Genomic DNA, 23,824 nt, shown 5'->3' on the forward strand with positions numbered 1-23,824 from the left:
AACGGCTACTCGGGCAGCCGGAGTTCCAGGTCCGCGCGCGCTGTGACGCCCTCCCGGGTGACGCCGTCGAGGAGGTCGGCCACCGCGCCGTGCCCGGGGAGCCGGGCCCCGGGGTCCACGTCGTGCCAGGGGGCGAGGACGAAGGCGCGCTCGTGGGCGCGCGGGTGGGGCAGCGTGAGGCGCGGGTCGTCGGAGACGATGTCGGCGTAGGAGACGATGTCGACGTCGAGGGTGCGCGGGCCCCAGCGCTCGTCCCGGACGCGGTGGAAGGCCTCCTCGACGGCGTGCGCCCGCTCCAGGAGCGAGGACGGGGGCAGGGTGGTCCTCAGCACCACGACCGCGTTGAAGTAGGAGGGCTGGCTGCCCGGGTCCACGCCCCAGGGCTCGGTCTCGTACACCGGGGAGACCGCCTTGACCCGGACACCGGGGGTGTCGGCCAGGGCGTCCACGGCGCCCTGGAGGGTCTCCAGGCGGTTGCCCAGGTTCGAGCCGATGGAGATCACGGCCCGCTGCGGGTTGTGCAGGGTGGTGTCGGCGGCGTCGACCGTGTCGACGACCGAGGCGGGCACGGGCTGTACGGTCGGGTCGCCGGTGCCGCCGGTGCCCTCGGCGAACGGCGCGGTCACACCCGGCTCCGGGTGATGGTGACGGTCACGTCGTCGAAGGGGACCGTGATCGGCGCGTCCGGCTTGTGGACGCAGACCTCGACCTCCTGGACCGTCTCGTGCTTCAGACAGACCTGGGCGATGCGCTCGGCGAGCGTTTCGATGAGGTCGACGGGCTCGCCCTCGACGACGGCCACGACCTCCTCCGCCACGATGCCGTAGTGCACGGTCTTCGTCAGGTCGTCGTCGGCGGCGGCCGGCCGGGTGTCCAGCCCCAGGACGAGGTCCACGATGAAGGTCTGGCCCTCCTCGCGCTCCCTGGGGAACACCCCGTGGTGCCCGCGGGCCTTCAGGCCGCGCAGCGCGACACGATCCACGCGAATCACTCCTGCAGTCGTCGGTCTCGGGCCGGCGGGCGCCGCGTGCGGGCGGCATCCCGGCCCCGGTCGAATCTACCCGCGGGCACGGCCGGGGCCGGGCCACGGGGGCGGCGGGTCCGGGCCGGGGCCGGGGAGGGGCCGTCGCGTCCTCCCCGGGAACCCGGCGGCCCAGGGGCCGGCAGTCTCCTGCCCGCGGGTCCGTCGCTCCCGCCGCGGCCTCGTCCCGGCGGGCGTCCTCCAGGCCCGTCTACCCGCTCAGGCGGGTGAGTCGTCGTCCGGGTTCTCGTCGTTGTCGTCGGTCTCGGCGAGCACGGGGGAGGCGTGGTGCGACCACAGCTTCCAGCCGTCGGGTGTGCGCCGGAACACGTTGGTGGCGACCACCAGCTGGCCGACGAGGGGGCCGAGTTCCTCGCTCCCCTCGGGGGCCGGGCCGCCGCTGAGGATGTTCTCCGTGCAGGTCACCAGGGCGGTGTCGCCGGTGACCGAGACGTGCACGTCGGTGAGGAAGAACTGGATGTAGTCGGTGTTCGCCATGATCAGCGCGTACGACCTGAGGACCTCGCCCCGGCCGGTGAGCACCGGCCAGCCCGGGTGCACGCAGGAGACCACGCCGGTGTCGGCCGGGTCGTGGTAGGTCTCGTCGACGCCCAGGTCGGCGGGGGTCAGCCAGAGCGACGCCAGTTCCTCGAAGTCGCCCCGTTCCATCGCCTCGTAGAAGGCGGTGTTGGCGGCCTCGACCTGCTCGACGTCGGTGTGGGGGGCGCTCACCGCGTGCCTTCTGCGCTGCCGGCCGCCTCGCGCGCCTCTTCGACGGCCCGCACGACCCGTACCGCGTCCGCCGTCGCGCGCACCTCGTGGACGCGCACCGCCCACGCGCCGGCCCGTGCCGCGAGCGCGGAGACGGCGGCGGTGGCCGCGTCCCGCTCGCGCGCGGGTGGGGGCGCGCCGTCCGGGCCGGCCAGGACGCGGCCGAGGAACCTTTTGCGGGAGGCGGCGACGAGCAGCGGGTGACCGAGGCCGAGGAGACGGTCGAGGTGGGCGAGGAGCGCGAGGTCGTGCTCGGCGTCCTTGGAGAAGCCCAGGCCGGGGTCGACGATGACCCGCTCGGGGGCGATGCCGCCCTCCAGGACGGCCTGTATGCGCGCGTGCAGCTCGTCGACGACCTCGGTGACGACGTCGCCGTAGACGCCCTTGACGTTGCCGCCCTGCAGGAAGCCGCGCCAGTGCATGACGACGAAGGGGGCCTGCGCCTGTGCCACCACCGGGATCATCGCGGGGTCGGCGAGGCCGCCGCTGACGTCGTTGACGAGGGCGGCGCCGGCCGCGAGGGCCTGCTCGGCGACGGAGGCGCGCATGGTGTCGACGGAGATCGTGACGCCCTCGGAGGCGAGGCCGCGGACGACGGGGACGACGCGCCTGAGCTCCTCGGCCTCGTCCACGCGGGTGGCGCCGGGCCGGGTGGACTCGCCGCCGACGTCGACCAGGTCCGCGCCCTCGCCGACCAGGGCGAGGCCGTGCTTGACGGCGGCCGTCGTGTCGAACCAGCGGCCGCCGTCGGAGAAGGAGTCCGGTGTCACGTTCACGACTCCCATGACCGCGCAGCGGTCCCATACCGGAAGGCCTGCCACGCGCCCGCGTCCGCTCTGGTTGCTCATACGTTCAGCGTAGGCCCGGGGGCGGCCGGACAGCGCCGCGGCCCGAGCGGAGGCCCGCGGCGGGGACCGGATCGTGCCCCGGCCCGTCACGGGTGCCCTCGGGCCGCGCCGGCGGTGCGCCCGGCGGTGCCGCCGCGGCGGTCGGCTGCGCCGGCCTCGTGTGCCGCCGCGACGGTCTCGCGACAGCCTCACGACAGCCTTGCGACGGTCTCGCGCCGGGTCGCGGGCGTGGGGTCCGGTCGCGTCGGCCTTGTGCCCGGTCGCGTCGGCCTTGTGACCCGTCGTGCGGCCTTGTGCCCGGCCGTGCCGGTGGTGTGTCCGGTTGTGCCGGGGGGCGCTGCGCCCTCCGGTGGACGCACGGGCGGCGTGCGGCCGGGGGCCGGCGGCGCAGGAGGCGCGGCAGCGGCAGGGTCAGATTGACGAAACCTTTCGGCCACAGGGCGGCGAAGCCGGTGCGCGGCAGGACGGCGGAGGCGCGGTGGACGACGAAGCGCGGCTCGGGGCCCCACTCGACCTCTCGTCATCCGTCCTGACGGGCATCGCATCCCGTGGTTCTGCGAACGGCCTTGGAGCCGGTGCCGGTCGGGCATCCGGCGACATCGCGCCCTCTGGGACGGTGTCTTGGGGGAGGGGGGTTCACTTCCCTTGCCGAAGCCGCTTCACAGGGTGGGGGGAGCCCTGGGCGGGAGAGGGGCCGGCGGCCAGGCGGGCGAGTCCGGTCACAGGGGCGCGCTGAAGTCCAATCGGGCGGGGGAGTTCAGCGGGTTCACGCGAATCCCGTCGATCATCCTGGAAAGCGGCGAGTGCGACTTCGGCACCTGACGGCGCGGGATTCCGGGGACGTTGCGGTGGATCGGCGAGCGGCCAGTGAAAATGATCTTGTGGAATTCGGTGTTCCCGTCCGCTCCCGTCGGTTCCGGTTCCTTCCGGGCCGCTCCGGGCCGTTCCAGGGCGCTCCACGCCGCTCCCGTCCGCTCCGACGCCCTTCCGTGCGGATCCATTCACGTGGTCGTTCATCCTGTTGTTCACAGGGTTGTTGACGACGGCATGAGTTCCTCATGCTCCGCGAACCCTTCCAATCCATCGGCATGGCTTTGTTTTTACGGGGCGGGGCACCATGATTCGCCTACGCGCGGTAAGTTTCTGGCCATGCCACGTGGACGTCACCGCCATTCACCGCCCCTGCACAGGCTGCTGCCCCCGTCGGCGATCGCAGGCGTCTCCCTCGTCTGCGCCCTGGGGCCCTGGGTGTTCACGGAACCAGGGGTGTTGCGCACGCTGGCCGCGGCCGGTGCGGCCACGACGCTCGTCGGCGCGGCCGTCATGCGCCGCTGGGACATCCAGGCGGGCAAGCGCGTCGCCGACCTCACGCGCGCGCGTGCCGGCGACGAGTGGCGTTTCGAGGAACGGGTCGCCGAACTCGAGGCCGACCTGGAGGAGTCGCGCGAGCTGCGCATGAAGCTGGAGCAGCGGCTGCGCGCCAAGCGCGCCGAGCTGTCCGGGCTGCGCAACGAGCACGCCGCCCTGCTGCGGCGGTACGCCACGGCGGAGACCGAGCGGGCGAGCGTGCTGGAGGAGCGCCGCGTACTGGAGATAGAGGCGACGGTTCCGGCGCGCGCGCTGACGGCGGGTCCCTCGGGCGCTTCGGAGTCCCCCGGTTCCCCGGGCGCGACGGGCGTGCAGGGGGCGGTCGCTGCCGACGGGACCGCGGCGGAGGCCGGGGCCGGCGAGGAGGCCGCGGCCGAGGCCGCCGAGCAGCGGCCGAAGGCGCCGGGGGCGTTCTCGCCGGAGGGTTCCCGGCTGTTCCTGCGGGCCGGGGCGGCACTGGCACGGCTCGGCGGTGGTGACGACGAGCCCCCGAAGGGCGACGAACCTCCGAAGGGCGACGAGCCCCCGAAGGGCGAGGGAACGCCGAAGGAGACCGAGGCCGAAGGCGCGCGGGAGGACGAGGCGCAGGGGCGGCCCGAGGCGGTCGACGAGCCCGAGCACACGACCGCCGCCGCCCCGGCGACGGACACGCCGGGCCGGGCCGCGCAGCCCGGGCAGCAGCCGTCCGGGCACTTCACCGTGCCGACCGCGGTGGCCGTCGTACCGCCGGCGGCGCCCGCGCGGCGCCCGGTGACCGAGGGCGGCTTCGACTTCTTCGGCACCAAGAAGGGCACCTCGCGGACCGCCCTGGAGGCCGTCCAGAACGAGGACCTCGCCGACGTCGTCGGGCAGGAGGCCCTCGCCCTCCACAAGGCCGAGACCGAGGCCGGGTTCAAGCCGGCGGACGAGGAGTCCCGGGGCGTCGGCCAGGTCATCGACCTGACGGCCCACGACGAGACGGAGCGGATCGACCTGCAGGGGCTGCGGAGCGCCGCCTCCTGACCGCCGGCGACCGGCTCCCCCTGCCCTTGACCTGACCCCTACCCCCCTGCTCCCTGCCCGCGGCTCGTGCGCGAAGCCGCGGGCGGAGTCGTTTCCCACGCCGTCCGCCGTCCGCCGTCCGCCGTCCGCCGTCCGCCGTCCGCCGCACCCTTCGGGTGCCGGCCTCAGGCCATCCACCGGTCCGGCCGGGCGTCCCTGCGCCCCGTCCGCGAGCGTTCCGCCTGCGCCCGCAGCAACTCGGCGGCCTCGGCCGCGTCCCGCAGCCGCGCCGTCACCGTCCGGTTCGCGCCCGTGTCCACGTGCACGTCGGCGACACCGCGCGCCCGCTTCCACGGCCCCTGCGTCAGCCGTACGCTCTGCACCTTGGCGTGCGGCACCAGCGCCAGGCTCCGCCGCAGCAGCCCGGTCCGCGCCGCGAACACCGCGTCGGTGACGGCGAGTCCGTACCCGCGCCACCACACCGGTACGCACCACCGGGCCCTGCGCGGTGACGGCGCCAGGGCCGTGCGCGGCGGCACGGTCACCCCGGGCAGCACGCGCGCGACGACGGACCGGGCGACCTCGCGCGGGGCGACCGGCACCAGCACGGAGTTGGACGAGCCCGCCACGTCCAGTTCGACGCGCACCCAGTCGCGCCGCCGCCACAGCAGGGGCTCCACGATCCGCACGGTCTGCACCCGGCCCGGCGGCACCGTCTCGTGCGCCCGGTCCAGCAGCCCGTGGTCGATGCGCAGCCCGTCCGGCGACTCGGCCACCGTCCAGTCGTACTCGCCGACGAACCGCCCCACGCTGCTCGCGCCCGCCGCGCCCAGCAGCGGCAGGGCGGTCGCGAGGACCGTCCAGACGCTCCCGGTGGCCAGCCACAGCACCGACGGCACGACGAGCGCGGCCACCAGCGTCCCCCAGGTCGCGCCGGTCAGCACCAGGGACACGGCGAGGACGCCCGGCGGGACCCGCAGCAGCCGCGTCGACGGCGCCTCGCCGACCTCGTGCGCCGTCTCGGGCGCGAACCCGGCCGCCCGCGCGAGCAGCTCGGCGCGCAGCGCCCGCGCCTCGTCCGCGCCCAGGAAGGCCAGTTCGTCCTTCTTGTCGGTCCCTATGACGTCGAGTTTCAGCTTGGCGACGCCCGCGACCCGGGCGAGCAGCGGCTGGGTGACGTCGATGGCCTGGATCCGCTCCAGCCGGATGTGCGCGGTGCGCCGGAAGACCAGGCCGGTCCTGATGCGCAGTTCGGTGTCGGTGACCGCGAAGTGCGTGAACCACCAGGAGAAGAACCCGTAGGCCGCGGCGGCCGGGAGGAGCACGGCCAGCGCGATCAGCAGCGTGCCGGTCGTCAGCCGGGCCAGCTGCCGCTGCGTCCCGTCCGGGTCGTGCACCGCCCACCCGACGAGCACGGCGACCGGCGCCCACGCCCGCCTGAGCGGCGTGACGGGGTGCAGCCGCCGCTCGGCGACGGGCCGCCCACCGGGTACGCCGCCGGCGGCGCCCGGCGTCGTCACAGCCCCGCCGATCGTGCCTCGCCCAGCTCGGTGAGCCGGTCGCGCAGCCGTTCCGCCTCGGCCGGATCGAGCCCGGGGATGGTCGCGTCGGTCGCGGCGGCGGCCGTGTGCAGCTGCACGCTGGCCAGCCCGAAGTACCGTTCGACGGGACCGGAGGTCACCTCGACCAGCTGCATGCGGCCGTACGGCACGACGGTCTCCTCGCGCCACAGCACACCCCGGCTGATCAGCAGGTCGTCGGCGCGCTCGGCGTAGCGCCAGGAACGCCAGTTGCGCTCCAGCATCGTCCAGCCCCACACCAGCAGGGCCAGCGGCAGCAGCGCGAAGGCGGCCCACGCGGGCCCGGCGAGCAGGCCGGGCAGCAGGGCCGTGGCCAGCGTCAGCAAGCCCAGCCACACCACCAGCAACAGCCGTCGCATCCTCAGCAGCCCCGGCGGCAGCCCGGTCCACACCGGTCCGTCCCCCGTCGCCTGCGCCGCCCCCGCCGTCCCCGTGCCGTCCGGGCTCCCCGTCTCCATGAGGCCAGCGTACGTAGGAGAGACTGTGTCCATGACTCCTACGACGGAGACCATGGTCGGTATCGGCGGCGCCGCGGAGAGCACCGACATGGTGCTCAACATCGGACCGCAGCACCCGTCCACGCACGGCGTGCTGCGCCTGAAGCTCGTGCTGGACGGCGAACGCATCACCCGCGCGGAGCCGGTGATCGGCTACATGCACCGCGGTGCGGAGAAGCTCTTCGAGGCCCGCGACTACCGCCAGATCATCGTGCTCGCCAACCGCCACGACTGGCTCTCGGCGTTCTCCAACGAGCTGGGCGTGGTCCTGGCCGTGGAGCGGATGCTCGGCATGGAGGTCCCCGAGCGGGCGGTGTGGACGCGCACGCTCCTCGCGGAGCTGAACCGGGTGCTCAACCACCTGATGTTCCTCGGCTCCTATCCGCTGGAGCTCGGCGGCATCACCCCGGTGTTCTACGCGTTCCGGGAGCGCGAGACGCTGCAGAACGTCATGGAGGAGGTCTCCGGCGGGCGCATGCACTACATGTTCAACCGGGTCGGCGGCCTCAAGGAGGACCTGCCGGCCGGCTGGACCGCACGCGCCCGCGCCGCCGTCGCCGCCGTGCGCTCGCGCATGGACGTCTTCGACGACCTGGTGCTCGGCAACGAGATCTTCCGGGGGCGCACCCGGGGCGTGGGCGTCCTGGCGCCCGAGACGGTGCACGCCTACGGCGTGAGCGGCCCCATCGCGCGCGCCTCGGGCGTCGACCTCGACCTGCGCCGCGACGAGCCGTACCTGGCCTACGGCGAGCTGCAGGACGTCCTGCGGGTGGTGACCCGCGAGGAGGGCGACTGCCTGGCCCGCTTCGAGTGCCTGCTCGCGCAGACCCACAACGCGCTGGAGCTGGCCGACGCCTGCCTCGACCGGCTCGCCGAGCTCGCGCCCGGCCCGATCAACCAGCGGCTCCCCAAGGTCCTCAAGGCCCCCGAGGGCCACACGTACGCGTGGACCGAGAACCCGCTCGGGATCAACGGCTACTACCTGGTCAGCAAGGGTGAGAAGACGCCGTACCGGCTGAAGCTGCGCTCGGCCTCGTACAACAACATCCAGGCGCTGACGGAGCTGCTGCCGGGGACGCTGGTGGCGGACATGGTGGCGATCCTAGGGTCGATGTTCTTCGTGGTCGGGGACATCGACAAGTAGTCCGGCAAGCGGTCCGACAACCCGGCAGGCAGTCCGGCAAGCAGCCGGCGACACCGGCGAGGGGCCGGGGGCGGCACCGGCGAGCGGGAGGCGAGCGGGCGGGGCCCCGCGCTGGCGGGGGCCTCCCGCAGACCCCTACGGGTGTCCCGGGTCCTCCGCGGGCGGCATCGGGTCCGGGACGCCCACCGGCTGGAGCAGCCAGCCGAAGTCGCCCAGCCCGCCCGGCGCGGTGAGCTCGGCGGCCTCACCGGCGCCCGCGAGGGCGCGCACATAGGCGGCGGGGTCCGTGGACGCGAGCGCCAGCGGGGGGCGTGCGCCGGTGACCCCCAGGGCGCGCAGGGCGTCGCGCTGCCTGACGACGCGTCCGCCGGGAAGCAGGCAGGCGTCCAGCGCCACGTGCGCCGTGATGTCGCACGAGCCGTCCGGCACGGGCGCCGTCTCGCGCCCCTCCCGGAACCCGGTGAGCGTCCCGAACGGCGGGCGCGCGTCCGCCGTGTGACCGTAGTCCACGGCGACGGCGAGCCCCCGCCCGACGCGGGCGACGGCGGCCGCCCAGGCCCGGTCCCTGGGCAGTCCGATCTCCGCCCGGTAGCCCTCCTCGGCCGGCAGCGGCCACCACCGCGCCAGCCACCGCGCCTCGGCCCCGGCGACCGGCTCCCCGAGCCGCTCGGTCCCGTCGTCCCGGACGAGCACCCGCCGCGGCACGCCTGCGGAGTCCACCTCGGCGACCTCCACGGGGACGTTGTCCAGCCACTCGTTGGCGAACAGCAGTCCGGTGACGCCCTCCGGGGGCTCCGTCCGCCATCCGATCCGGTGGTCGAGGCCGTCGGGACGGCCGGCGATCTCCACGGCGCACGCGCGCGTGCGGGCGGCCACCTCGGCGGGCAGCGCGGCCAGCACGCCGGTGACCAGCTCGCCGCGCCCGGCCGCCATGTCGACGAAGTCCAGCGCCGCCGGCCGGCCCAGCGCCTCGTCGACCCGGCACAGCAGCCGCGCCACCGCCGCGGCGAACAGCGGCGAGGCGTGCACGGACGTACGGAAGTGCCCGGCCGGCCCCTCCGGCCTGCGGTAGAAGCCGTCCGGCCCGTACAGGGCCCGCCGTGCCGCCGCGCGCCACCCGCGCCACTCGCCCGTCGTCCCCGCTGCCACCGCTGTCACCGGGCCAGGCTACGCGCACACCACGACCGGGACTCCACCTTGGGGAGTACGCGCGCCCGGTGCGGATCGGTCCTCCGGTTGACCCCTGCACGCATCTCGCTTCCCTACGCTGGGTTACGTGCAACGCCTCTATGACTTCCTCCGCAGGCACCCGATGTGGGTCGACGGCTTCTGGGCCGTGGTCCTGTTCGGGGTTTCGATGCTGGGCGGAGCGGTCCGGGAGGAGGCCGAGGGGACCGAGCTGCCGTTCGTCTCGGTCCCGATCATGCTGCTGCTGTCCCTGGTGGTGGCGCTGCGCCGCCGTGCGCCCGAGAGGATGCTGCTCCTGGGGGCCGGGCTCGGGGCCGCGCAGCTCCTCGCGGACGTCGAGACGCTGCCCGCCGACTTCGCCCTGCTGGTGATCGTCTACACGGTCGCCGCGAACGGCGCCCGCTGGGCCTCCCGCTTCGGGCTGGCCGCCGGCCTGTGCGCGGCCCCCCTCGCGCAGCTGCGCTGGCCCAACGAGCACACGGGCGTCGCCGGCAACATCGCCATCACGGTCTTCCAGACCGTGCCCTTCGCCCTGGCCTGGGTGCTCGGCGACTCGATCCGCACCCGCCGCGCCTACTTCGCGCAGCTGGAGGAGCGCGCCGCCCGGCTGGAGAAGGAGCGCGAGGCGCAGGCCAAGGTCGCCGTCGCCGCCGAGCGCGCCCGGATCGCGCGCGAGCTGCACGACGTCGTCGCCCACAACGTCTCGGTGATGGTGGTGCAGGCCGACGGCGCCGCCTACGTCCTGGACGCCGCGCCCGACCAGGCCAAGAAGGCCCTGGAGACCATCTCCTCCACCGGCCGCCAGGCCCTCGCCGAGATGCGCCGCCTGCTGGGCGTGCTGCGCACCGGCGAGCACCAGGAGGCCGGCGAGTACGTCCCGCAGCCCGACGTCCAGCAGATCGAGGAGCTGGTCGAGCAGTGCCGCACCTCGGGGCTGCCCGTCGACTTCAAGGTCGAGGGCACCCCGCGCCCGCTGCCCAGCGGCGTCGAGCTCACCGCGTACCGCATCGTGCAGGAGGCGCTCACCAACACCCGCAAGCACGGCGGACCCAACGCCGGCGCGAGCGTGCGGCTGGTGTACTTCGACGACGGGCTCGGCCTGCTCGTCGAGGACGACGGCAAGGGCGCCCCGCACGAGCTGTACGAGGAGGGCGGCTTCGACGGCCGGGGCCACGGCCTGATCGGCATGCGCGAGCGGGTCGGCATGGTCGGCGGCACCCTCGACGCGGGCCCGCGCCCGGGCGGAGGATTCCGCATCAGCGCGCTGCTCCCGCTCAAACCCGCGCACTGACGCCGCCGCACGCCCTTCGCTGACACCTGTAACAACCCCTGCCGTCCCCCGCGGCGGACAACGGAAGAGGACCCGATGACGATCCGCGTGATGCTCGTCGACGACCAGGTGCTGCTGCGCACCGGGTTCCGGATGGTGCTCGCCGCCCAGCCGGACATGGAGGTCGTCGCGGAGGCGGGCAACGGCGTCGAGGCCCTCGACGCGCTGCGCTCGGCCGTCGTCGACGTCGTGCTGATGGACGTGCGCATGCCGAAGCTGGACGGGGTGGAGGCGACCCGCCGGATCTGCGCGGACCCCGACGCGCCGAAGGTGCTCATCCTGACCACCTTCGACCTCGACGAGTACGCCTTCTCGGCGCTGAAGGCGGGCGCCTCCGGCTTCATGCTCAAGGACGTGCCGCCGGGCGAACTCCTCGCCGCGATCCGCGCCGTGCACAGCGGCGACGCGGTGGTCGCGCCGTCCACGACCCGCCGGCTCCTGGACCGTTTCGCGCCGATGCTGCCGAGCACCGGCAGGCAGCCCCAGCACAAGGAGCTGGGGCGGCTGACCGACCGCGAGCGGGAGGTCATGGTGCTGGTCGCGCAGGGCCTGTCCAACGGCGAGATCGCGGCCCGGCTCGTGCTGTCCGAGGCGACCGTGAAGACGCACGTCGGGCGCATCCTGACCAAGCTGGGGCTCAGGGACCGGGTGCAGGTGGTGGTCCTGGCGTACGAGACGGGACTCGTCCGGGCCGGCGGACACGGCTGACCCGCGCCCGGGGCCGAGCGGCGCCGGGCGGGTGGCTGGCGGCGCCGGGCGGGCGGCGGGCGGTCTCCGCGTCAGCGCAGGATGCCCTCCAGGAAGTCGCTCCCGAGCCGGGCCACCACCGTCACGTCCAGCTGGTGCAGGACGTACCGCCCGCGGCGGCGCGTGGTGATCAGCCCCGCCTTCTTCAGCACGCCCAGGTGCCGCGATATCTCCGGCGCCGTCATGCCGTGGACCTGCGCCAGCTCGCTGGTGGTGCAGGAGCTGCGGGCCAGGTGGCGGCACAGGCGCATGCGGACGGGGTGGGACAGCGCGGTCATCCGGAGGGCCAGCTGCTCGACCGTGGGCGGCGCGCCGAGCTCGGAGGAGCCGACCGGGTAGTGCAGCACCGGCTGCCAGCGGTACCGGTGCAGGACCATCAGGTGCGGCCAGCCCAGGATCGTGGGTACGAGCAGCAGGCCGCCGTCCCGGGTGGCCGTGTGCCCCTCGCCCAGCTTGTCGACCGTGATGCGGCCAGCGGCCTCGTCGAGCGTCACCGCCGGGGACACCGCGGCCAGCGCCCCGGCCAGGCCCTTGTGGCGCAGCAGGTCCGTCTTGTGGCGGGCGTCCGCCGCGAGCTGGTGGCTCAGCCGGGACCACACCTCGGCGAAGAACGCCTCCTCGCAGTCCTGGAGGAACTGCCGCAGCCAGGCCCGGATCCGGGGCGGGTCGGCCAGCAGCCGTTCGGTGAAGCGGAGTTGCCGCGGTCCGCGCGCGGCGGCCAGCTCCAGGGCGCGCCGGCGCGCCCCGGCGTCGGCGAGCGCCGTGGGGCCGCCGGAGCTGTAGGGCAGGGCGCAGGTGAACTCCAGGGCGGCGTCCACGAACTGCTCGTCCGTCAGCTTGTCGAGGAGGTCCAGCTCCTCGGCGAGCGCGGCGCCCGGCAGCGCGCGGCCGCCCGGGATGCCGGCGCACGGCAGGAACAGGTCCGAGAACGTCGTGCGCCACAGGAAGTCCGCCTCGCACATCCGGTCGGCCAGGTGCGGGTCGAGCCGGGCCGTCACGCTCGTCACCCAGCCCTGCAGGCCCGGGTGGTGTCCCGGTTCGGACAGCGCGTGCAGCGCCATGCCGAGCTCGGCCAGCGGGGAGAGCGCGACGGTGACGCCCTCCGGCCGCAGCCCCGCGATGTCGATGCGCACGCTCATGCCCTCATGCTGCACCCGGCCACCGACAACGCGGTCCCCGTTTGACGGCCGTCGTCAATCGGGGGGGCCTCGCCGCCGGGCCGGCGCGGTCCGGGCCCACCGGTGCGGCCGCGGAGCCCTCCCCGTCCCGCACGCCCGCACGCCCGCACACCCGCACGTGCCGAGGAGGCGGCCCGCCCCGGAGCCCACGACCGGCGGGCGGCGCGGGGGCCGCCCGCGGGCGGGTGCGGCAGGCCCGGGCCGGCGGCCGCGCCCTACCCGCCGGCCGGCCCGGGCAGCCGGGAGACGAAGTCCGCGACCGCCGCCGTCACGTCCCGGGCCGTCCACTGAAGGCCCGCGGCCCGCACGTAGACCTCCGTGCAGGCCAGACCCGGGCCCCTCCGTTCCCAGGCCTGGCCGAACAGGACGGTGCCCGTCTCCTCGGCCGCCCGGACCGCCGCCTCGGCGAGGACGTCGGCGTCGTACGGCAGCCAGACCTGGAAGTCGTGGGTGTGCGGCACCTCGGGGTGGACGCGCGCCCACGGCACCCCGGCCGCCGCGAAGCCCTCGCGCAGCGCGGCGGCCACCACGCGCGCGTGCCGCACGTACGCGGGCAGCTGGGGCAGTTCCCGCTCCAGGCCCACCAGCGCCGCCAGGGCGGCCGGGAACTGCTGGTAGACCGTGCCGCCGTACCGGTGCCGCCAGGCCTCCGCCTCCTCCACCAGCGTCCTCGGGCCCGCCAGGGCCGCGCCGCCGAACCCGTCGAGGGACTTGTAGAACGACACGTACACGCTGTCCGCCAGCCCCGCGATCTCCGCCAGGGACCGGCCGAAGTGCACGGTGGTCTCCCACAGGCGGGCCCCGTCGAAGTGCACCACCGCGTCGCGCTCGCGCGCGGCCTCCACCACCTCGGTGAGCTCCTCCCAGGACGGCAGCACGAAACCGGCGTCCCTGAGGGGAAGCTCCAGCATCAGCGCCCCGAAAGGCTCCTCGAAGCCGCGTATCTCGGCGGCGGTCGGCAACCGCGGCTCGCTCGTCACCCGCACCGGCCGCAGACCGCTGACCTGGCTGAACGCGTTCCGCTCGTGCACCTCGGGATGGCTGAGCGCGTGCAGGGCGACGGCCGGCTGCCCGGTGCGGCCCGCCCAGCAGCGCAGGGCCACCTGCTGGGCCATCGTGCCCGTCGGGAAGAACGCGGCGGCCTCGGTGCCGAGCAGCCCGGCGACCTTGTCCTGGAGCGCCTCGACGACGCCGTCGCCGTACAGGTCCGACCGCTCGTCCAGGTCGTGGACGTCGCCCGCCGCGTCCAGCAGCGCCAGGCGCTCCCGCAGCGTCCCCAGGAAACCGGGGCGCGCCAGAACGCGCCGCGCGCCCCGGCAGGCGGCGAGGCGCCGTGCGCGCCGCTCCTCACCGGACACCCGCTCCGCCCGCCGACCGTCCCGCTCCGCCGTGTCACCCATGACCGGGATCATCCCCCGGGCGGATCCGCGCGGACACCCGTATGTCCGTGCGGGCTTCCGGGAGGGGACCTTCCGCCGGCGCCCGCGGCCCGTGGACGGCCGGACGGCCCCCGAACCGATCGCGTTAACATGACGAGAAATCGTCCGGTACCCGGAGCGGACTGGAACGGAAGGCCGCCGTCGCGTGAGTACAAGCCAACAGCCAGACCCCAGGGACCGTCCCGCGCGGCTCACCGTCGGCGTCGTCGGCGCCGGTCGCGTGGGACCCGCGCTGGCCGCGTCCCTCCAGCTCGCCGGGCACCGCCCGGTGGCCGTCTCCGGGGTCTCCGACGCCTCCCGGCGGCGCGCCGCGCGCCTGCTCCCCGAGGTGCCGCTGGTCCCGCCCGCCGAGGTGCTGCAGCGCGCCGAGCTGGTCCTGCTGACCGTCCCGGACGACGCCCTGCCCGGGCTGGTCTCCGGTCTCGCCGAGACCGGGGCGGTGCGGCCGGGCCAGCTGCTCGTGCACACCTCCGGCCGGTACGGCGCGAAGGTGCTGGACCCCGCCCTGCGCGCCGGCGCGCTGCCGCTGGCCCTGCACCCCGCGATGACCTTCACCGGCACCCCCGTCGACGTGCAGCGGCTGGCGGGGTGCTCCTTCGGCGTCACCGCGCCCGAGGAACTGCGGCTGGCCGCCGAGGCCCTGGTCATCGAGATGGGCGGCGAGCCCGAGTGGATCGCCGAGGAAAACCGCCCGCTGTACCACGCGGCCCTCGCGCTCGGCGCCAACCACCTGGTCACCCTCGTCGCCCAGGCCATGGAGCTGCTGCGCACGGCCGGCGTCGCGGCCCCCGACCGGATGCTCGGCCCGCTGCTGGGCGCCGCCCTGGACAACGCCCTGCGCTCCGGCGACGCGGCCCTCACCGGCCCCGTCGCGCGCGGGGACGCGGGCACGGTCGCCGCGCACGTCGCCGAGCTGCGCCGGCACGCCCCGCAGGCCGTCGCGGGCTACCTGGCGATGGCCCGCGCGACCGCCGACCGGGCGCTCGCCCACGGGCTGCTGAAGCCGGAACTCGCCGAAGACCTGCTGGGCGTGCTCGCCGACGGAGCGCTGCCGCCCGAGAACGGGGGAGCCCCATGAGCCGCGACTTCGCACTCGTCCCGACCGTCGACGACCTGGGCCGGGTCCTGGACCGCCGCGCCGTGCCGGGCCGCACCGCCGTCGTGATGACCATGGGCGCCCTGCACGAGGGACACGCCACCCTCATCAGGACGGCCCGCGAGCACGTCGGCCGCGACGGCTTCGTGACCGTCACCGTCTTCGTCAACCCGCTCCAGTTCGGCGCGGGCGAGGACCTCGACCGCTACCCGCGCACCCTGGACGCCGACCTGAGGACCGCCGAGCGGGCGGGCGCCGACATCGTGTTCGCCCCGTCGGTGGAGGAGATGTACCCGGGCGGCAGGCCCGAGATCACCATCCGCGCGGGCGCCATGGGGGAGCGCCTGGAGGGCGCCTCGCGCCCCGGCCACTTCGACGGCATGCTCACCGTGGTCGCCAAACTGCTCCACCTCACCCGCCCCGACGTGGCCTTCTTCGGCCAGAAGGACGCCCAGCAGCTCGCCCTGATCCGCCGCATGGCGCGGGACGTGAACTTCGGCGTCGAGATCGTCGGCGTGCCCACCGTCCGGGAGGACGACGGCCTGGCCCTGTCCAGCCGCAACCGCTACCTCTCGCCCCGGGAGCGGCGCACCGCCCTCGCCCTGTCCCGGGCCCTGTTCGCGGGCCGGGACCGGCACGCCGCGCAGGAGGCGCTGCGCGCGCGGGCCCGGGAGGTGCCCGCCACGCACGCGCGCGCCGAGGCGCTCAGCGCCCTGGGGGAGTCCCGCGCGGCGGCCGACGCGCACGCCGTCGCCACGGCCGCCCCGGGCGCCGCCGCGGCCGTCCGCGCCGCCGCCCGCGCGGTCCTCGACGAGGCGGCCCGCCTCGACCCGCCGCTGGAACTGGACTACCTCGCCCTGGTCGACCCGTCCGACTTCACCGAGATCGGGGACGACTTCACCGGCGAGGCGGTCCTCGCCGTCGCCGCCCGGGTCGGCACGACCCGGCTGATCGACAACATCCCCCTCACCTTCGGAGCCGCCTCGTGACCAGCACAGGCATACGACTGCACGCGCCCGCGCCCGGGTGGTCCGTCGCCGCGGACGTGGTGGTCGTCGGCTCCGGCGTCGCCGGCCTCACCGCCGCCCTGCGCTGCGAGGCCGCCGGCCTGCGCACCGTCGTCGTCACCAAGGCCCGCCTCGACGACGGCTCCACCCGCTGGGCCCAGGGCGGCATCGCCGCGGCCCTCGGCGAGGGCGACACCCCCGAGCAGCACCTCGACGACACCCTCGTCGCCGGCGCGGGCCTGTGCGACGAGGAGGCCGTGCGCATCCTCGTCACCGAGGGCCCCGACGCCGTACGGCGGCTGATCTCCACCGGTGCCCGGTTCGACACCGACGGCGCGGGCGGCATCGAGCTCACCCGCGAGGGCGGCCACCACCGCCGCCGCATCGCGCACGCCGGGGGCGACGCCACCGGCGCCGAGATCTCCCGCGCCCTGGTCGAGGCGGTACGCGCGCGCGGGGTGCGCACCGTCGAGAACGCGCTCGTCCTGGACCTCCTCACGGACGCCGACGGCCGCACCGCGGGCGTCACCCTGCACGTCATGGGCGAGGGCCAGCACGACGGCGTGGGCGCCGTGCACGCGCCCGCCGTGGTCCTCGCCACCGGCGGCATGGGCCAGGTCTACTCCGCGACCACCAACCCGGCCGTGTCCACGGGCGACGGCGTGGCCCTGGCGCTGCGCGCCGGCGCCGAGGTCAGCGACCTGGAGTTCGTCCAGTTCCACCCCACCGTGCTGTTCCTGGGCCCGGACGCGGAGGGCCAGCAGCCCCTGGTCTCCGAGGCGGTCCGCGGCGAGGGCGCCCACCTGGTCGACGCCGACGGCGTGCGCTTCATGCAGGGACAGCACGAGCTGGCCGAACTCGCCCCCCGGGACATCGTCGCCAAGGGCATCATGCGCCGCATGCGGCAGCAGGACGCCGAGCACATGTTCCTCGACGCCCGGCACTTCGGCGCCGAGATGTGGGAGCACCGCTTCCCCACCATCCTGGCCGCCTGCCGCGCCCACGGCATCGACCCGGTCACCGAGCCCATCCCGGTCGCCCCGGCCGCCCACTACGCCTCCGGCGGCGTCCGCACCGACGCCCACGGCCGTACGACCGTCCCCGGTCTGTACGCGTGCGGCGAGGTCGCCTGCACCGGTGTGCACGGCGCCAACCGCCTGGCGTCCAACTCCCTCCTCGAAGGCCTGGTCTACGCCGAGCGCATCGCCGCCGACATCGCGGCGGCCAGGACGCGGGACGCCCTCCACGCGCGCGTGCCCCAGCCGGTCCCGTACTCCGGGAGGCCCGCCCACCCGCTCCTCGACGCCGAGGCCCGCTTCACCGTCCAGCGGATCATGACGCGGGGCGCCGGCGTCCTGCGTTCCGCCGCGTCCCTGGCCGAGGCCGCCGACCGGCTCGAGCGGCTGCACTCCGACGCCCGCGACGCCCTCGCCGAGAACGGCAAGACGGCCGAGCCCGGCGTCGGCACCTGGGAGGCCACCAACCTCCTGTGCGTGGCCCGCGTCCTGGTCGCCGCCGCGCGGCTGCGCGAGGAGACCCGCGGCTGCCACTGGCGCGAGGACCACGCCGAACGCGACGACACGGCGTGGCGCCGCCACATCGTCGTCCGCCTGAATCCGGACCGCACACTGGCCGTGCGCACCACCGACACCGCAGACTTCCCCCCGACCCTCCCCCAGGCTCCCGACCGCGCCCGTGCGGCGGGAACCCTCACGCCACAGCAGGAGCAGTGACCCACGTGACCACCCCCGACCTCCCCCTCGCCTCCTCCGGAGGCTGCGGCGACGACTGCGCCTGCGGGGCCGACGAGACCTACCTGGAGTGCGGCCTGGACCCCGCGCTCGCCCAGCTCCTGGCCGACGCAGGGCTCGACCCCGTGGAGGTCGAGGACATCGCCCACCTGGCCGTCCAGGAGGACCTGGCCCACGGCGTGGACGTCACCACGGTCGCCACCATCCCCGAGGACGCCGTCGCCACCGCCGACTTCACGGCGCGTGAGGCGGGCGTGGTGGCCGGCCTCAGGGTCGCCGAAGCCGTCCTCTCCGTGGTCTGTGAGGACGAGCTGACGGTCGAGCGCCACGCGCAGGACGGCGACCGTGTCGAGGCGGGACAGAAGCTCCTGTCGGTCACCACCCGCACCCGCGACCTGCTCACCGCCGAACGCAGCGCCCTGAACATCCTGTGCCGCCTGTCGGGCATCGCGACGGCCACGCGCGCCTGGGCGGACGCCCTGGACGGCACGCGGGCCAGGGTCCGCGACACCCGCAAGACCACACCCGGCCTGCGCGCGCTGGAGAAGTACGCGGTCCGCTGCGGCGGCGGCGTCAACCACCGCATGTCCCTCTCGGACGCGGCCCTGGTCAAGGACAACCACGTCGTCGCCGCGGGCGGCGTCGCCCAGGCGTTCGCGGCGGTCCGCGAACGCTTCCCCGACGTCCCCATCGAGGTCGAGGTCGACACCCTGCACCAGCTGCGCGAGGTCCTCGACGCCGGCGCCGACCTGATCCTGCTGGACAACTTCACGCCCGGCGAGTGCGAGGCGGCCGTCGCGCTCGTCGACGGCCGCGCCAGGCTGGAGGCCTCGGGCCGCCTCACCCTGGACAACGCCAGGGCGTACGCCGACACGGGCGTCGACTACCTGGCGGTCGGAGCCCTCACCCACTCCTCGCCGATCCTGGACATCGGCCTGGACCTGCGGCCGGCGGAGTAGAGGGGCGGTACGGGCCATGCTGCTGACGATCGACGTGGGCAACACGCACACCGTCCTCGGCCTCTTCGACGGCGAGGACATCGTCGAACACTGGCGCATCTCCACGGACGCGCGCCGCACGGCCGACGAGCTGGCGGTCCTGCTCCAGGGCCTGATGGGCATGCACCCCCTGCTCGGCGACGACCTGGGCGACGGCATCGACGGCATCGCCATCTGCGCGACCGTCCCCTCCGTCCTGCACGAACTGCGCGAGGTCACCCGCCGCTACTACGGCGACGTCCCGGCGGTCCTCGTCGAGCCGGGCGTCAAGACGGGCGTGCCGATCCTGACCGACAACCCCAAGGAGGTCGGCGCCGACCGCATCATCAACGCGGTCGCGGCGGTGGACCTCTACGGAGGCCCGGCCATCGTCGTCGACTTCGGCACGGCGACGACGTTCGACGCGGTCAGCGCGCGCGGGGAGTACGTGGGCGGGGTCATCGCCCCCGGCATCGAGATCTCGGTCGAGGCGCTCGGCGTCAAGGGCGCCCAGCTCCGCAAGATCGAGGTGGCCCGCCCCCGGAGCGTGATCGGCAAGAACACGGTCGAGGCGATGCAGGCCGGCATCGTCTACGGCTTCGCCGGCCAGGTCGACGGGGTCGTCAACCGCATGGCCCGCGAACTGGCCGACGACCCGGACGACGTCACGGTGATCGCCACGGGCGGGCTCGCGCCGATGGTCCTGGGCGAGTCCTCGGTCATCGACGAGCACGAGCCGTGGCTGACCCTGATCGGCCTGCGCCTGGTGTACGAGCGCAACGTCTCGCGCCTTTGACGCCGGTCCGCGCGGCGCGGTACCGGCGGGCCGGGGCGCGCCGCGGCCGGGGGTGCGCGGCCCCGCCCCGCAGGCGCTGCGCGCACCCCCCCGGCCGGTACCGCACGGGCCGCCGCGGGCACACCCCCGCCCGGGTGGCACCGCCGCGCCACACCCGCTCCCTTGGTCAAATTTGTCTGATTAGCGCGTATCGTCGCCGCATGCCCACGCCCTACGGATCCCGCGGCGGCATGGCGTTCGGCGCGGAGGAGCTGCGTGTGCTCCGCCGTGCCCTCGCCCTCGCCCTCCACCCCGCCACCGCCTCGGCCGACGACGTCCAGGACTGCCTCCGCCTCGCCGAGTCGCTCGACGAGGCGATGCGCGAGGGTGCCCGCCTGCGTGCCTTCCTCGTGGCCGACCTCGGCCGGTACCGCGCCGCCCTCCCCGGCACCGCCGCCGGCTACCTCACGCTGCTGGAGGAGGCGCTGGGCGCCGGCCACCGCCCGTGCCCCGACGACCTCGCCGCCCTGCGCGCCCTGCGCGGCAACCCCGCCGCGGCCGCCCTCCTCGACCGCTGCCGGGCCCTGACCGAGGACGAGCGGGACGTGCGCGCCCGCCCCGCCGGCGCGCCGCGGAGGACGCGTACGGCCGTCTCCCCCTTCCCGGCCGTCCCCGCCTCCCGCACCCGCCTCCTGGCCCTTCCCGGCGGCCTGTCCGACGCCGCCGCACCGTTGGCGGGCCCCGCCCTGGACCACCGGGAGAAGCCGGCGGAGAAACCGGCCCCCAAGCCCGCCCCCGCCGCTCCGCGGCCCGCCCGCCCGATCCCCACCCCGGGCGAGGTCTTCCCCCGCCGCAAGCCGGCGCCGCCCCCCGCGCGCTCCCACCGGCTCGCCGCGGGCTGACCCGGCGCGCCCCCCCGTCCACCCCCCGGCCCCCGCCCCCTGGCTACCCTGGACCCATGGACTACGTCTCCGCGCTCCTGCCCCCGGCCGTCATGGCCGTCTTCTTCGCCGCCGTGATCCGGGTGATCGTGAAGACCCAGGGCGGCGCCAACAAGGCCAAGGAGGACGCGGCCGTCGACGCCGCCCTCGCGCGCGCGGAAAGCGCCCGCCAGGCCTCCCCGAAGACGGCGACCGACGCCTGACCCCTCCTGCCCGGGCCCGCCCGGGCCCGCCCGGCGGCGCCGGCACCGACGTACGACTCCCGCGCACCCCGCGCTCCCGAGTCGTACGCCCTTTTTGTGGCCGTTTGCCACTGAAAGTGCAGGTTCGCCACGCCAATGCCGGGATCTCCCACTATTGTTCTGAGAGTGCCTCGCCCATTGGGAGAACTCGAAGACGCGGTCATGACGCGGGTGTGGAAGTGGAACCGCCCGGTGACCGTTCGGGAAGTCCTGGAAGATCTTCAGAAGGAACGGTCCATCGCGTACACCACGGTGATGACCGTTTTGGACAATCTCCATCAGAAGGGCTGGGTGCGCCGCGAGGCGGAAGGCCGGGCCTATCGATATGAGGCGGTCTCCACGCGCGCCGCCTACGCCGCCGCGCTGATGAACGACGCCTGGTCGCAGAGCGACAACCCCGCCGCCGCTCTCGTCGCCTTCTTCGGCATGATGAGCGAGGAACAGCGACAGGCGCTCAGCGACGCCGTACGCATCGTCCAGGGCCCGGAAACCGCGGAACCCGCCGAACGGCGAGAGCCCGCCGAACACCCGGAACGCGCGGAACGCGCGCGCCCCGCGGACGAGAACCCCGGCTCCGCGCAGGGCGGCGCCGGGCGATAGCGTCCGTTCATGCCCGCGAAGAGCCCAGAAGCCACCGCAAAAGCCATCACCGTCCGACGGGCCCGCACCGGCGATGTCCCGGCCGTGCGCCGCCTCCTCGACGCCTACGTCCGCGAGGGCATCCTGCTCGACAAAGCGACGGTGACGCTTTACGAGGACATCCAGGAGTTCTGGGTCGCGGAACGTGACGACAACGCCGAGGTGGTCGGCTGCGGCGCCCTGCACGTGATGTGGGAAGACCTCGCGGAAGTCCGCACGCTCGCCGTGAAGCCCGGCCTCAAGGGCGCCGGCGTCGGCCACCAGTTGCTGGAGAAGTTGCTGCACACGGCCCGCTGGCTCGGGGTTCGCCGCGTTTTCTGTCTGACCTTCGAAGTGGAGTTCTTCGGCAAGCACGGCTTCGTCGAGATCGGCGAGACGCCCGTCGACACCGACGTCTACGCGGAGCTGCTGCGTTCCTATGACGAGGGCGTCGCGGAGTTCCTCGGTCTCGAACGAGTGAAACCGAACACCTTGGGCAACAGCCGGATGCTTCTGCACCTGTGATCGCCGGGCGCGCTCAAGGCCGTCCGTCACGCTTCGTCAAGAAGGGTTCGGCAAGGCGTATTCCGCGCCCGGCCCCTTGCCCGGTGCCCTATGTCCGAAACGCGCACGTTTCCGAACCGGGGGCGGCACTCGGCCTCTGCCGGGGGTTTGTGTTTTTCCGGCAAAAGCGGTTTGCTTTCCGAGGTACTGCAGTACTGCATATAACAGGGGACGGCGATACGGCGGACGCCGGCACACTCCGGCCCTGAAGTTATCGATGAAAGGAAATCCGGTGGCACAGAAGGTTCAGGTCCTTCTTGTCGACGACCTCGACGGCGGCGAGGCGGACGAGACCGTCACGTTCGCGTTGGACGGCAAGACGTACGAGATCGATCTCACCACCGCCAATGCGGACAAGCTCCGCAGCCTTCTCGAGCCTTACGTGAAGGGCGGTCGTCGTACCGGGGGCCGCGCTTCGGGCGGGCGCGGAAAGACGCGCGCCTCTTCCGGCGGCAGCCAGGACACCGCGGCCATCCGCGCCTGGGCGAAGGAGAACGGCTACGAGGTCAACGACCGCGGCCGTGTTCCGGCGTCCATCCGCGAGGCCTACGAGAAGGCCAACGGCTGACCGTCGGCCCGGCGGATCCTCCGTACGCGCTACGCACGCGAGGCCTGCCGACAGGCCGGCGGCTGGGCGCACGCGCGCCGCAGCCGGACACGGTGACACTGCGCTGCCACCGTGTCCACCAGCCGTACGAGATCGGGGGCGCTCCCACCGCCCCCCACGGCCGACAGCGTCGGCAGCGAGGCCCCGGCCTCGCACCCCGGCACGGGGGGCCGCAGCCACAGCGCGGTCCCCGGCGCACCGCGGCGGTCCAGGGGAAGCGGCCGCAGCGCGGGCCGGCCGGGTCCGGGGGGTGGGGGCGCGTCCATGAGACCGCCCGCGCCGATCGCGACGAGATCGAGCGCCAGCGCGCCCCACTCCAGCCACTCCAGCAGCCCGGGCAGCTCCTCCGCGCTCCCCGCGGCCACCAGCAGCCGCATCCGGTCGCCCCACACGGCCACGGGTGAGCCCGGACCCAGGCGCCCGAGCGCCGCGTACCCCGCCTCGGCCGGGACCTCCAGCACGTCGAAGCGCACCCCCACGACCAGGCGCACCGCGGCACCGGGCGCCGGACCGGGCACCGTGGGCCAGCCCAGTTCGTTCTCGTACCACCGCCGGACCCGGTCGCCCGGCCGGCCGCCCGGGTCGAGCGGCCGGCGGGGGAGCGGGACGGCGCCGACGGCGTTCGCCGGGGGGAGGGCGCCAACCATGCCAGGCGCAACCGCCGGAAGGGCGTTCGGGTTACGCTGAGCTCCCTCGCGGGTGCGCAGAGTGCCGGAAGAGGGGGCGTGCGGGGGTGCGCGGCGGCGCAAGGTTGTTCGCCCGTAGCTGAGGGAACGGGGGTGCTCGGCATGGACTGTCCGTGCCCACGGGTAAGACATGCCTAGTGGGAGGGGGCGACACGCAGGACAGGCCGTCTCACGTTCGCCATCGGCGTACTGACGAGAGGGGTATCTGTCTGGCCTGCGGGAACATCGTCTCGCACCATCGGGTTGGAGCAGATGTCGGCGTTCGGGGTCAGGAGGCCAAGGACGGTGTCGGCAGTTGGAATGAGCGGTCCCCGCTCGCGGGACTAAGCTGCGGAAGGACAGGGAGGGGAAGTTCCCCCCACTGCCTGACCGCTCTGAGGAGCGATTAACGATGTTCGAGAGGTTCACCGACCGCGCGCGGCGGGTTGTCGTCCTGGCTCAGGAAGAAGCCCGGATGCTCAACCACAA

General features: G+C 74.7%; 24 protein-coding genes. 14 read left to right on the forward strand and 10 right to left on the reverse strand.

Features of this window, described 5'->3' with window-relative positions:
* Positions 1 to 5: 5 nt before the first annotated feature.
* The 4 genes from folK to folP form a co-directional block, all read right to left on the reverse strand.
* Positions 6 to 626 (reverse strand): 2-amino-4-hydroxy-6-hydroxymethyldihydropteridine diphosphokinase, encoded by a 621-nt coding sequence (gene folK, locus AB0L29_RS15730; protein WP_365827326.1) that lies wholly within the window; start codon positions 624 to 626, stop codon positions 6 to 8.
* Positions 623 to 982 carry a dihydroneopterin aldolase gene (gene folB / locus AB0L29_RS15735; RefSeq protein ID WP_365827328.1) on the reverse strand — a complete coding sequence of 120 codons (360 nt, stop codon included), beginning with the start codon at positions 980 to 982 and terminating at the stop codon, positions 623 to 625. Before folB ends, folK begins: the two co-directional genes overlap by 4 nt.
* A gap of 258 nt (positions 983 to 1,240) precedes the next feature.
* Positions 1,241 to 1,753, reverse strand: coding sequence for a nuclear transport factor 2 family protein (locus AB0L29_RS15740; RefSeq protein WP_365827330.1), 513 nt, complete (start codon positions 1,751 to 1,753; stop codon positions 1,241 to 1,243).
* Positions 1,750 to 2,640: a dihydropteroate synthase gene (gene folP / locus AB0L29_RS15745; protein WP_365827332.1), complete on the reverse strand. Its 891-nt coding sequence runs from the start codon at positions 2,638 to 2,640 to the stop codon at positions 1,750 to 1,752. Before folP ends, AB0L29_RS15740 begins: the two co-directional genes overlap by 4 nt.
* Before the next feature lie 1,149 nt (positions 2,641 to 3,789).
* Here folP and AB0L29_RS15750 point away from each other — a divergent pair.
* Entirely contained in the window at positions 3,790 to 5,010 is a 1,221-nt protein-coding gene (locus tag AB0L29_RS15750; protein WP_365827334.1) for a hypothetical protein, read from the forward strand.
* A gap of 164 nt (positions 5,011 to 5,174) precedes the next feature.
* On the opposite strand, the gene AB0L29_RS15755 is transcribed toward AB0L29_RS15750, so the two are convergent.
* Positions 5,175 to 6,509 (reverse strand): PH domain-containing protein, encoded by a 1,335-nt coding sequence (locus AB0L29_RS15755; RefSeq protein WP_365827336.1) that lies wholly within the window; start codon positions 6,507 to 6,509, stop codon positions 5,175 to 5,177.
* Positions 6,506 to 7,027, reverse strand: a complete 522-nt coding sequence (locus tag AB0L29_RS15760) for a PH domain-containing protein (protein WP_365827338.1) — start codon at positions 7,025 to 7,027, stop codon at positions 6,506 to 6,508. The genes AB0L29_RS15755 and AB0L29_RS15760 overlap by 4 nt, the downstream gene beginning before the upstream one ends.
* A 31-nt stretch (positions 7,028 to 7,058) precedes the next feature.
* Between AB0L29_RS15760 and AB0L29_RS15765 the strand changes: the two genes are divergently transcribed.
* Complete coding sequence (locus AB0L29_RS15765) at positions 7,059 to 8,210, forward strand: NADH-quinone oxidoreductase subunit D (RefSeq protein WP_365827340.1); 1,152 nt, start codon at positions 7,059 to 7,061, stop codon at positions 8,208 to 8,210.
* Positions 8,211 to 8,345: 135 nt separating this feature from the next.
* Here AB0L29_RS15765 and AB0L29_RS15770 read toward each other — a convergent pair whose 3' ends face one another.
* Entirely contained in the window at positions 8,346 to 9,359 is a 1,014-nt protein-coding gene (locus AB0L29_RS15770; protein WP_365827391.1) for an SAM-dependent methyltransferase, read from the reverse strand.
* Between the two features lie 127 nt (positions 9,360 to 9,486).
* Here AB0L29_RS15770 and AB0L29_RS15775 point away from each other — a divergent pair, with 127 nt between their 5' ends.
* Positions 9,487 to 10,689: a sensor histidine kinase gene (locus tag AB0L29_RS15775; RefSeq protein WP_365827341.1), complete on the forward strand. Its 1,203-nt coding sequence runs from the start codon at positions 9,487 to 9,489 to the stop codon at positions 10,687 to 10,689.
* Positions 10,690 to 10,764: 75 nt separating this feature from the next.
* Complete coding sequence (locus AB0L29_RS15780) at positions 10,765 to 11,436, forward strand: response regulator transcription factor (RefSeq protein ID WP_365827343.1); 672 nt, start codon at positions 10,765 to 10,767, stop codon at positions 11,434 to 11,436.
* A gap of 71 nt (positions 11,437 to 11,507) precedes the next feature.
* Here AB0L29_RS15780 and AB0L29_RS15785 read toward each other — a convergent pair whose 3' ends face one another.
* Positions 11,508 to 12,614, reverse strand: coding sequence for a DUF5937 family protein (locus AB0L29_RS15785; protein WP_365827345.1), 1,107 nt, complete (start codon positions 12,612 to 12,614; stop codon positions 11,508 to 11,510).
* Positions 12,615 to 12,868: 254 nt separating this feature from the next.
* Positions 12,869 to 14,053, reverse strand: a complete 1,185-nt coding sequence (locus AB0L29_RS15790; RefSeq protein ID WP_365827347.1) for a beta-eliminating lyase-related protein — start codon at positions 14,051 to 14,053, stop codon at positions 12,869 to 12,871.
* A 184-nt stretch (positions 14,054 to 14,237) separates the two neighbouring features.
* Here AB0L29_RS15790 and AB0L29_RS15795 point away from each other — a divergent pair, with 184 nt between their 5' ends.
* The 10 genes from AB0L29_RS15795 to AB0L29_RS15840 all read left to right on the forward strand — a co-directional run bounded on the left by AB0L29_RS15795 (position 14,238) and on the right by AB0L29_RS15840 (position 22,631).
* Positions 14,238 to 15,170, forward strand: a complete 933-nt coding sequence (locus AB0L29_RS15795; RefSeq protein ID WP_365827349.1) for a DUF2520 domain-containing protein — start codon at positions 14,238 to 14,240, stop codon at positions 15,168 to 15,170.
* Positions 15,167 to 16,177, forward strand: a complete 1,011-nt coding sequence (gene panC / locus AB0L29_RS15800; RefSeq protein ID WP_365827351.1) for a pantoate--beta-alanine ligase — start codon at positions 15,167 to 15,169, stop codon at positions 16,175 to 16,177. The genes AB0L29_RS15795 and panC overlap by 4 nt, the downstream gene beginning before the upstream one ends.
* Positions 16,174 to 17,928: an L-aspartate oxidase gene (locus tag AB0L29_RS15805; RefSeq protein ID WP_365827353.1), complete on the forward strand. Its 1,755-nt coding sequence runs from the start codon at positions 16,174 to 16,176 to the stop codon at positions 17,926 to 17,928. The genes panC and AB0L29_RS15805 overlap by 4 nt, the downstream gene beginning before the upstream one ends.
* A 5-nt stretch (positions 17,929 to 17,933) precedes the next feature.
* Positions 17,934 to 18,905, forward strand: coding sequence for a carboxylating nicotinate-nucleotide diphosphorylase (gene nadC / locus AB0L29_RS15810; protein WP_365827355.1), 972 nt, complete (start codon positions 17,934 to 17,936; stop codon positions 18,903 to 18,905).
* 16 nt (positions 18,906 to 18,921) lie between these two features.
* Positions 18,922 to 19,719 carry a type III pantothenate kinase gene (locus AB0L29_RS15815; RefSeq protein ID WP_365827357.1) on the forward strand — a complete coding sequence of 266 codons (798 nt, stop codon included), beginning with the start codon at positions 18,922 to 18,924 and terminating at the stop codon, positions 19,717 to 19,719.
* A 230-nt stretch (positions 19,720 to 19,949) separates the two neighbouring features.
* A complete protein-coding gene (locus tag AB0L29_RS15820; protein WP_365827393.1) occupies positions 19,950 to 20,600 on the forward strand; it encodes a hypothetical protein in 651 nt (216 codons plus the stop codon).
* Between the two features lie 56 nt (positions 20,601 to 20,656).
* Positions 20,657 to 20,842 carry a hypothetical protein gene (locus AB0L29_RS15825; RefSeq protein WP_365827359.1) on the forward strand — a complete coding sequence of 62 codons (186 nt, stop codon included), beginning with the start codon at positions 20,657 to 20,659 and terminating at the stop codon, positions 20,840 to 20,842.
* 165 nt (positions 20,843 to 21,007) lie between these two features.
* Positions 21,008 to 21,481 (forward strand): BlaI/MecI/CopY family transcriptional regulator, encoded by a 474-nt coding sequence (locus AB0L29_RS15830; protein WP_365827361.1) that lies wholly within the window; start codon positions 21,008 to 21,010, stop codon positions 21,479 to 21,481.
* A 9-nt stretch (positions 21,482 to 21,490) separates the two neighbouring features.
* Positions 21,491 to 22,024 carry an amino-acid N-acetyltransferase gene (locus AB0L29_RS15835; RefSeq protein WP_365827363.1) on the forward strand — a complete coding sequence of 178 codons (534 nt, stop codon included), beginning with the start codon at positions 21,491 to 21,493 and terminating at the stop codon, positions 22,022 to 22,024.
* 271 nt (positions 22,025 to 22,295) lie between these two features.
* A complete protein-coding gene (locus AB0L29_RS15840) occupies positions 22,296 to 22,631 on the forward strand; it encodes an Lsr2 family protein (RefSeq protein WP_365827365.1) in 336 nt (111 codons plus the stop codon).
* 29 nt (positions 22,632 to 22,660) lie between these two features.
* Here the strand turns inward: AB0L29_RS15840 and AB0L29_RS15845 are convergent, their stop codons facing one another.
* Positions 22,661 to 23,317: an SCO3374 family protein gene (locus AB0L29_RS15845; protein WP_365827367.1), complete on the reverse strand. Its 657-nt coding sequence runs from the start codon at positions 23,315 to 23,317 to the stop codon at positions 22,661 to 22,663.
* Between the last annotated feature and the right edge of the window lie 507 nt (positions 23,318 to 23,824).

It is taken from the genome of Streptomyces sp. NPDC052701, from assembly GCF_040678355.1.
Taxonomy (GTDB): domain Bacteria; phylum Actinomycetota; class Actinomycetes; order Streptomycetales; family Streptomycetaceae; genus Streptomyces.

Bases quoted from the DNA above. Each gene is read 5' to 3' on its own strand.
- folP (WP_365827332.1), bottom strand. From the start codon at position 2,640: ATGAGCAACCAGAGCGGACGCGGGCGCGTGGCAGGCCTTCCGGTATGG.
- AB0L29_RS15750 (WP_365827334.1), top strand. From the start codon at position 3,790: ATGCCACGTGGACGTCACCGCCATTCACCGCCCCTGCACAGGCTGCTG.
- AB0L29_RS15760 (WP_365827338.1), bottom strand. From the start codon at position 7,027: ATGGAGACGGGGAGCCCGGACGGCACGGGGACGGCGGGGGCGGCGCAG.
- AB0L29_RS15765 (WP_365827340.1), top strand. From the start codon at position 7,059: ATGACTCCTACGACGGAGACCATGGTCGGTATCGGCGGCGCCGCGGAG.
- AB0L29_RS15780 (WP_365827343.1), top strand. From the start codon at position 10,765: ATGACGATCCGCGTGATGCTCGTCGACGACCAGGTGCTGCTGCGCACC.
- AB0L29_RS15785 (WP_365827345.1), bottom strand. From the start codon at position 12,614: ATGAGCGTGCGCATCGACATCGCGGGGCTGCGGCCGGAGGGCGTCACC.
- AB0L29_RS15790 (WP_365827347.1), bottom strand. From the start codon at position 14,053: ATGGGTGACACGGCGGAGCGGGACGGTCGGCGGGCGGAGCGGGTGTCC.
- panC (WP_365827351.1), top strand. From the start codon at position 15,167: ATGAGCCGCGACTTCGCACTCGTCCCGACCGTCGACGACCTGGGCCGG.
- AB0L29_RS15815 (WP_365827357.1), top strand. From the start codon at position 18,922: ATGCTGCTGACGATCGACGTGGGCAACACGCACACCGTCCTCGGCCTC.
- AB0L29_RS15820 (WP_365827393.1), top strand. From the start codon at position 19,950: ATGGCGTTCGGCGCGGAGGAGCTGCGTGTGCTCCGCCGTGCCCTCGCC.
- AB0L29_RS15825 (WP_365827359.1), top strand. From the start codon at position 20,657: ATGGACTACGTCTCCGCGCTCCTGCCCCCGGCCGTCATGGCCGTCTTC.
- AB0L29_RS15835 (WP_365827363.1), top strand. From the start codon at position 21,491: ATGCCCGCGAAGAGCCCAGAAGCCACCGCAAAAGCCATCACCGTCCGA.
- AB0L29_RS15845 (WP_365827367.1), bottom strand. From the start codon at position 23,317: ATGGTTGGCGCCCTCCCCCCGGCGAACGCCGTCGGCGCCGTCCCGCTC.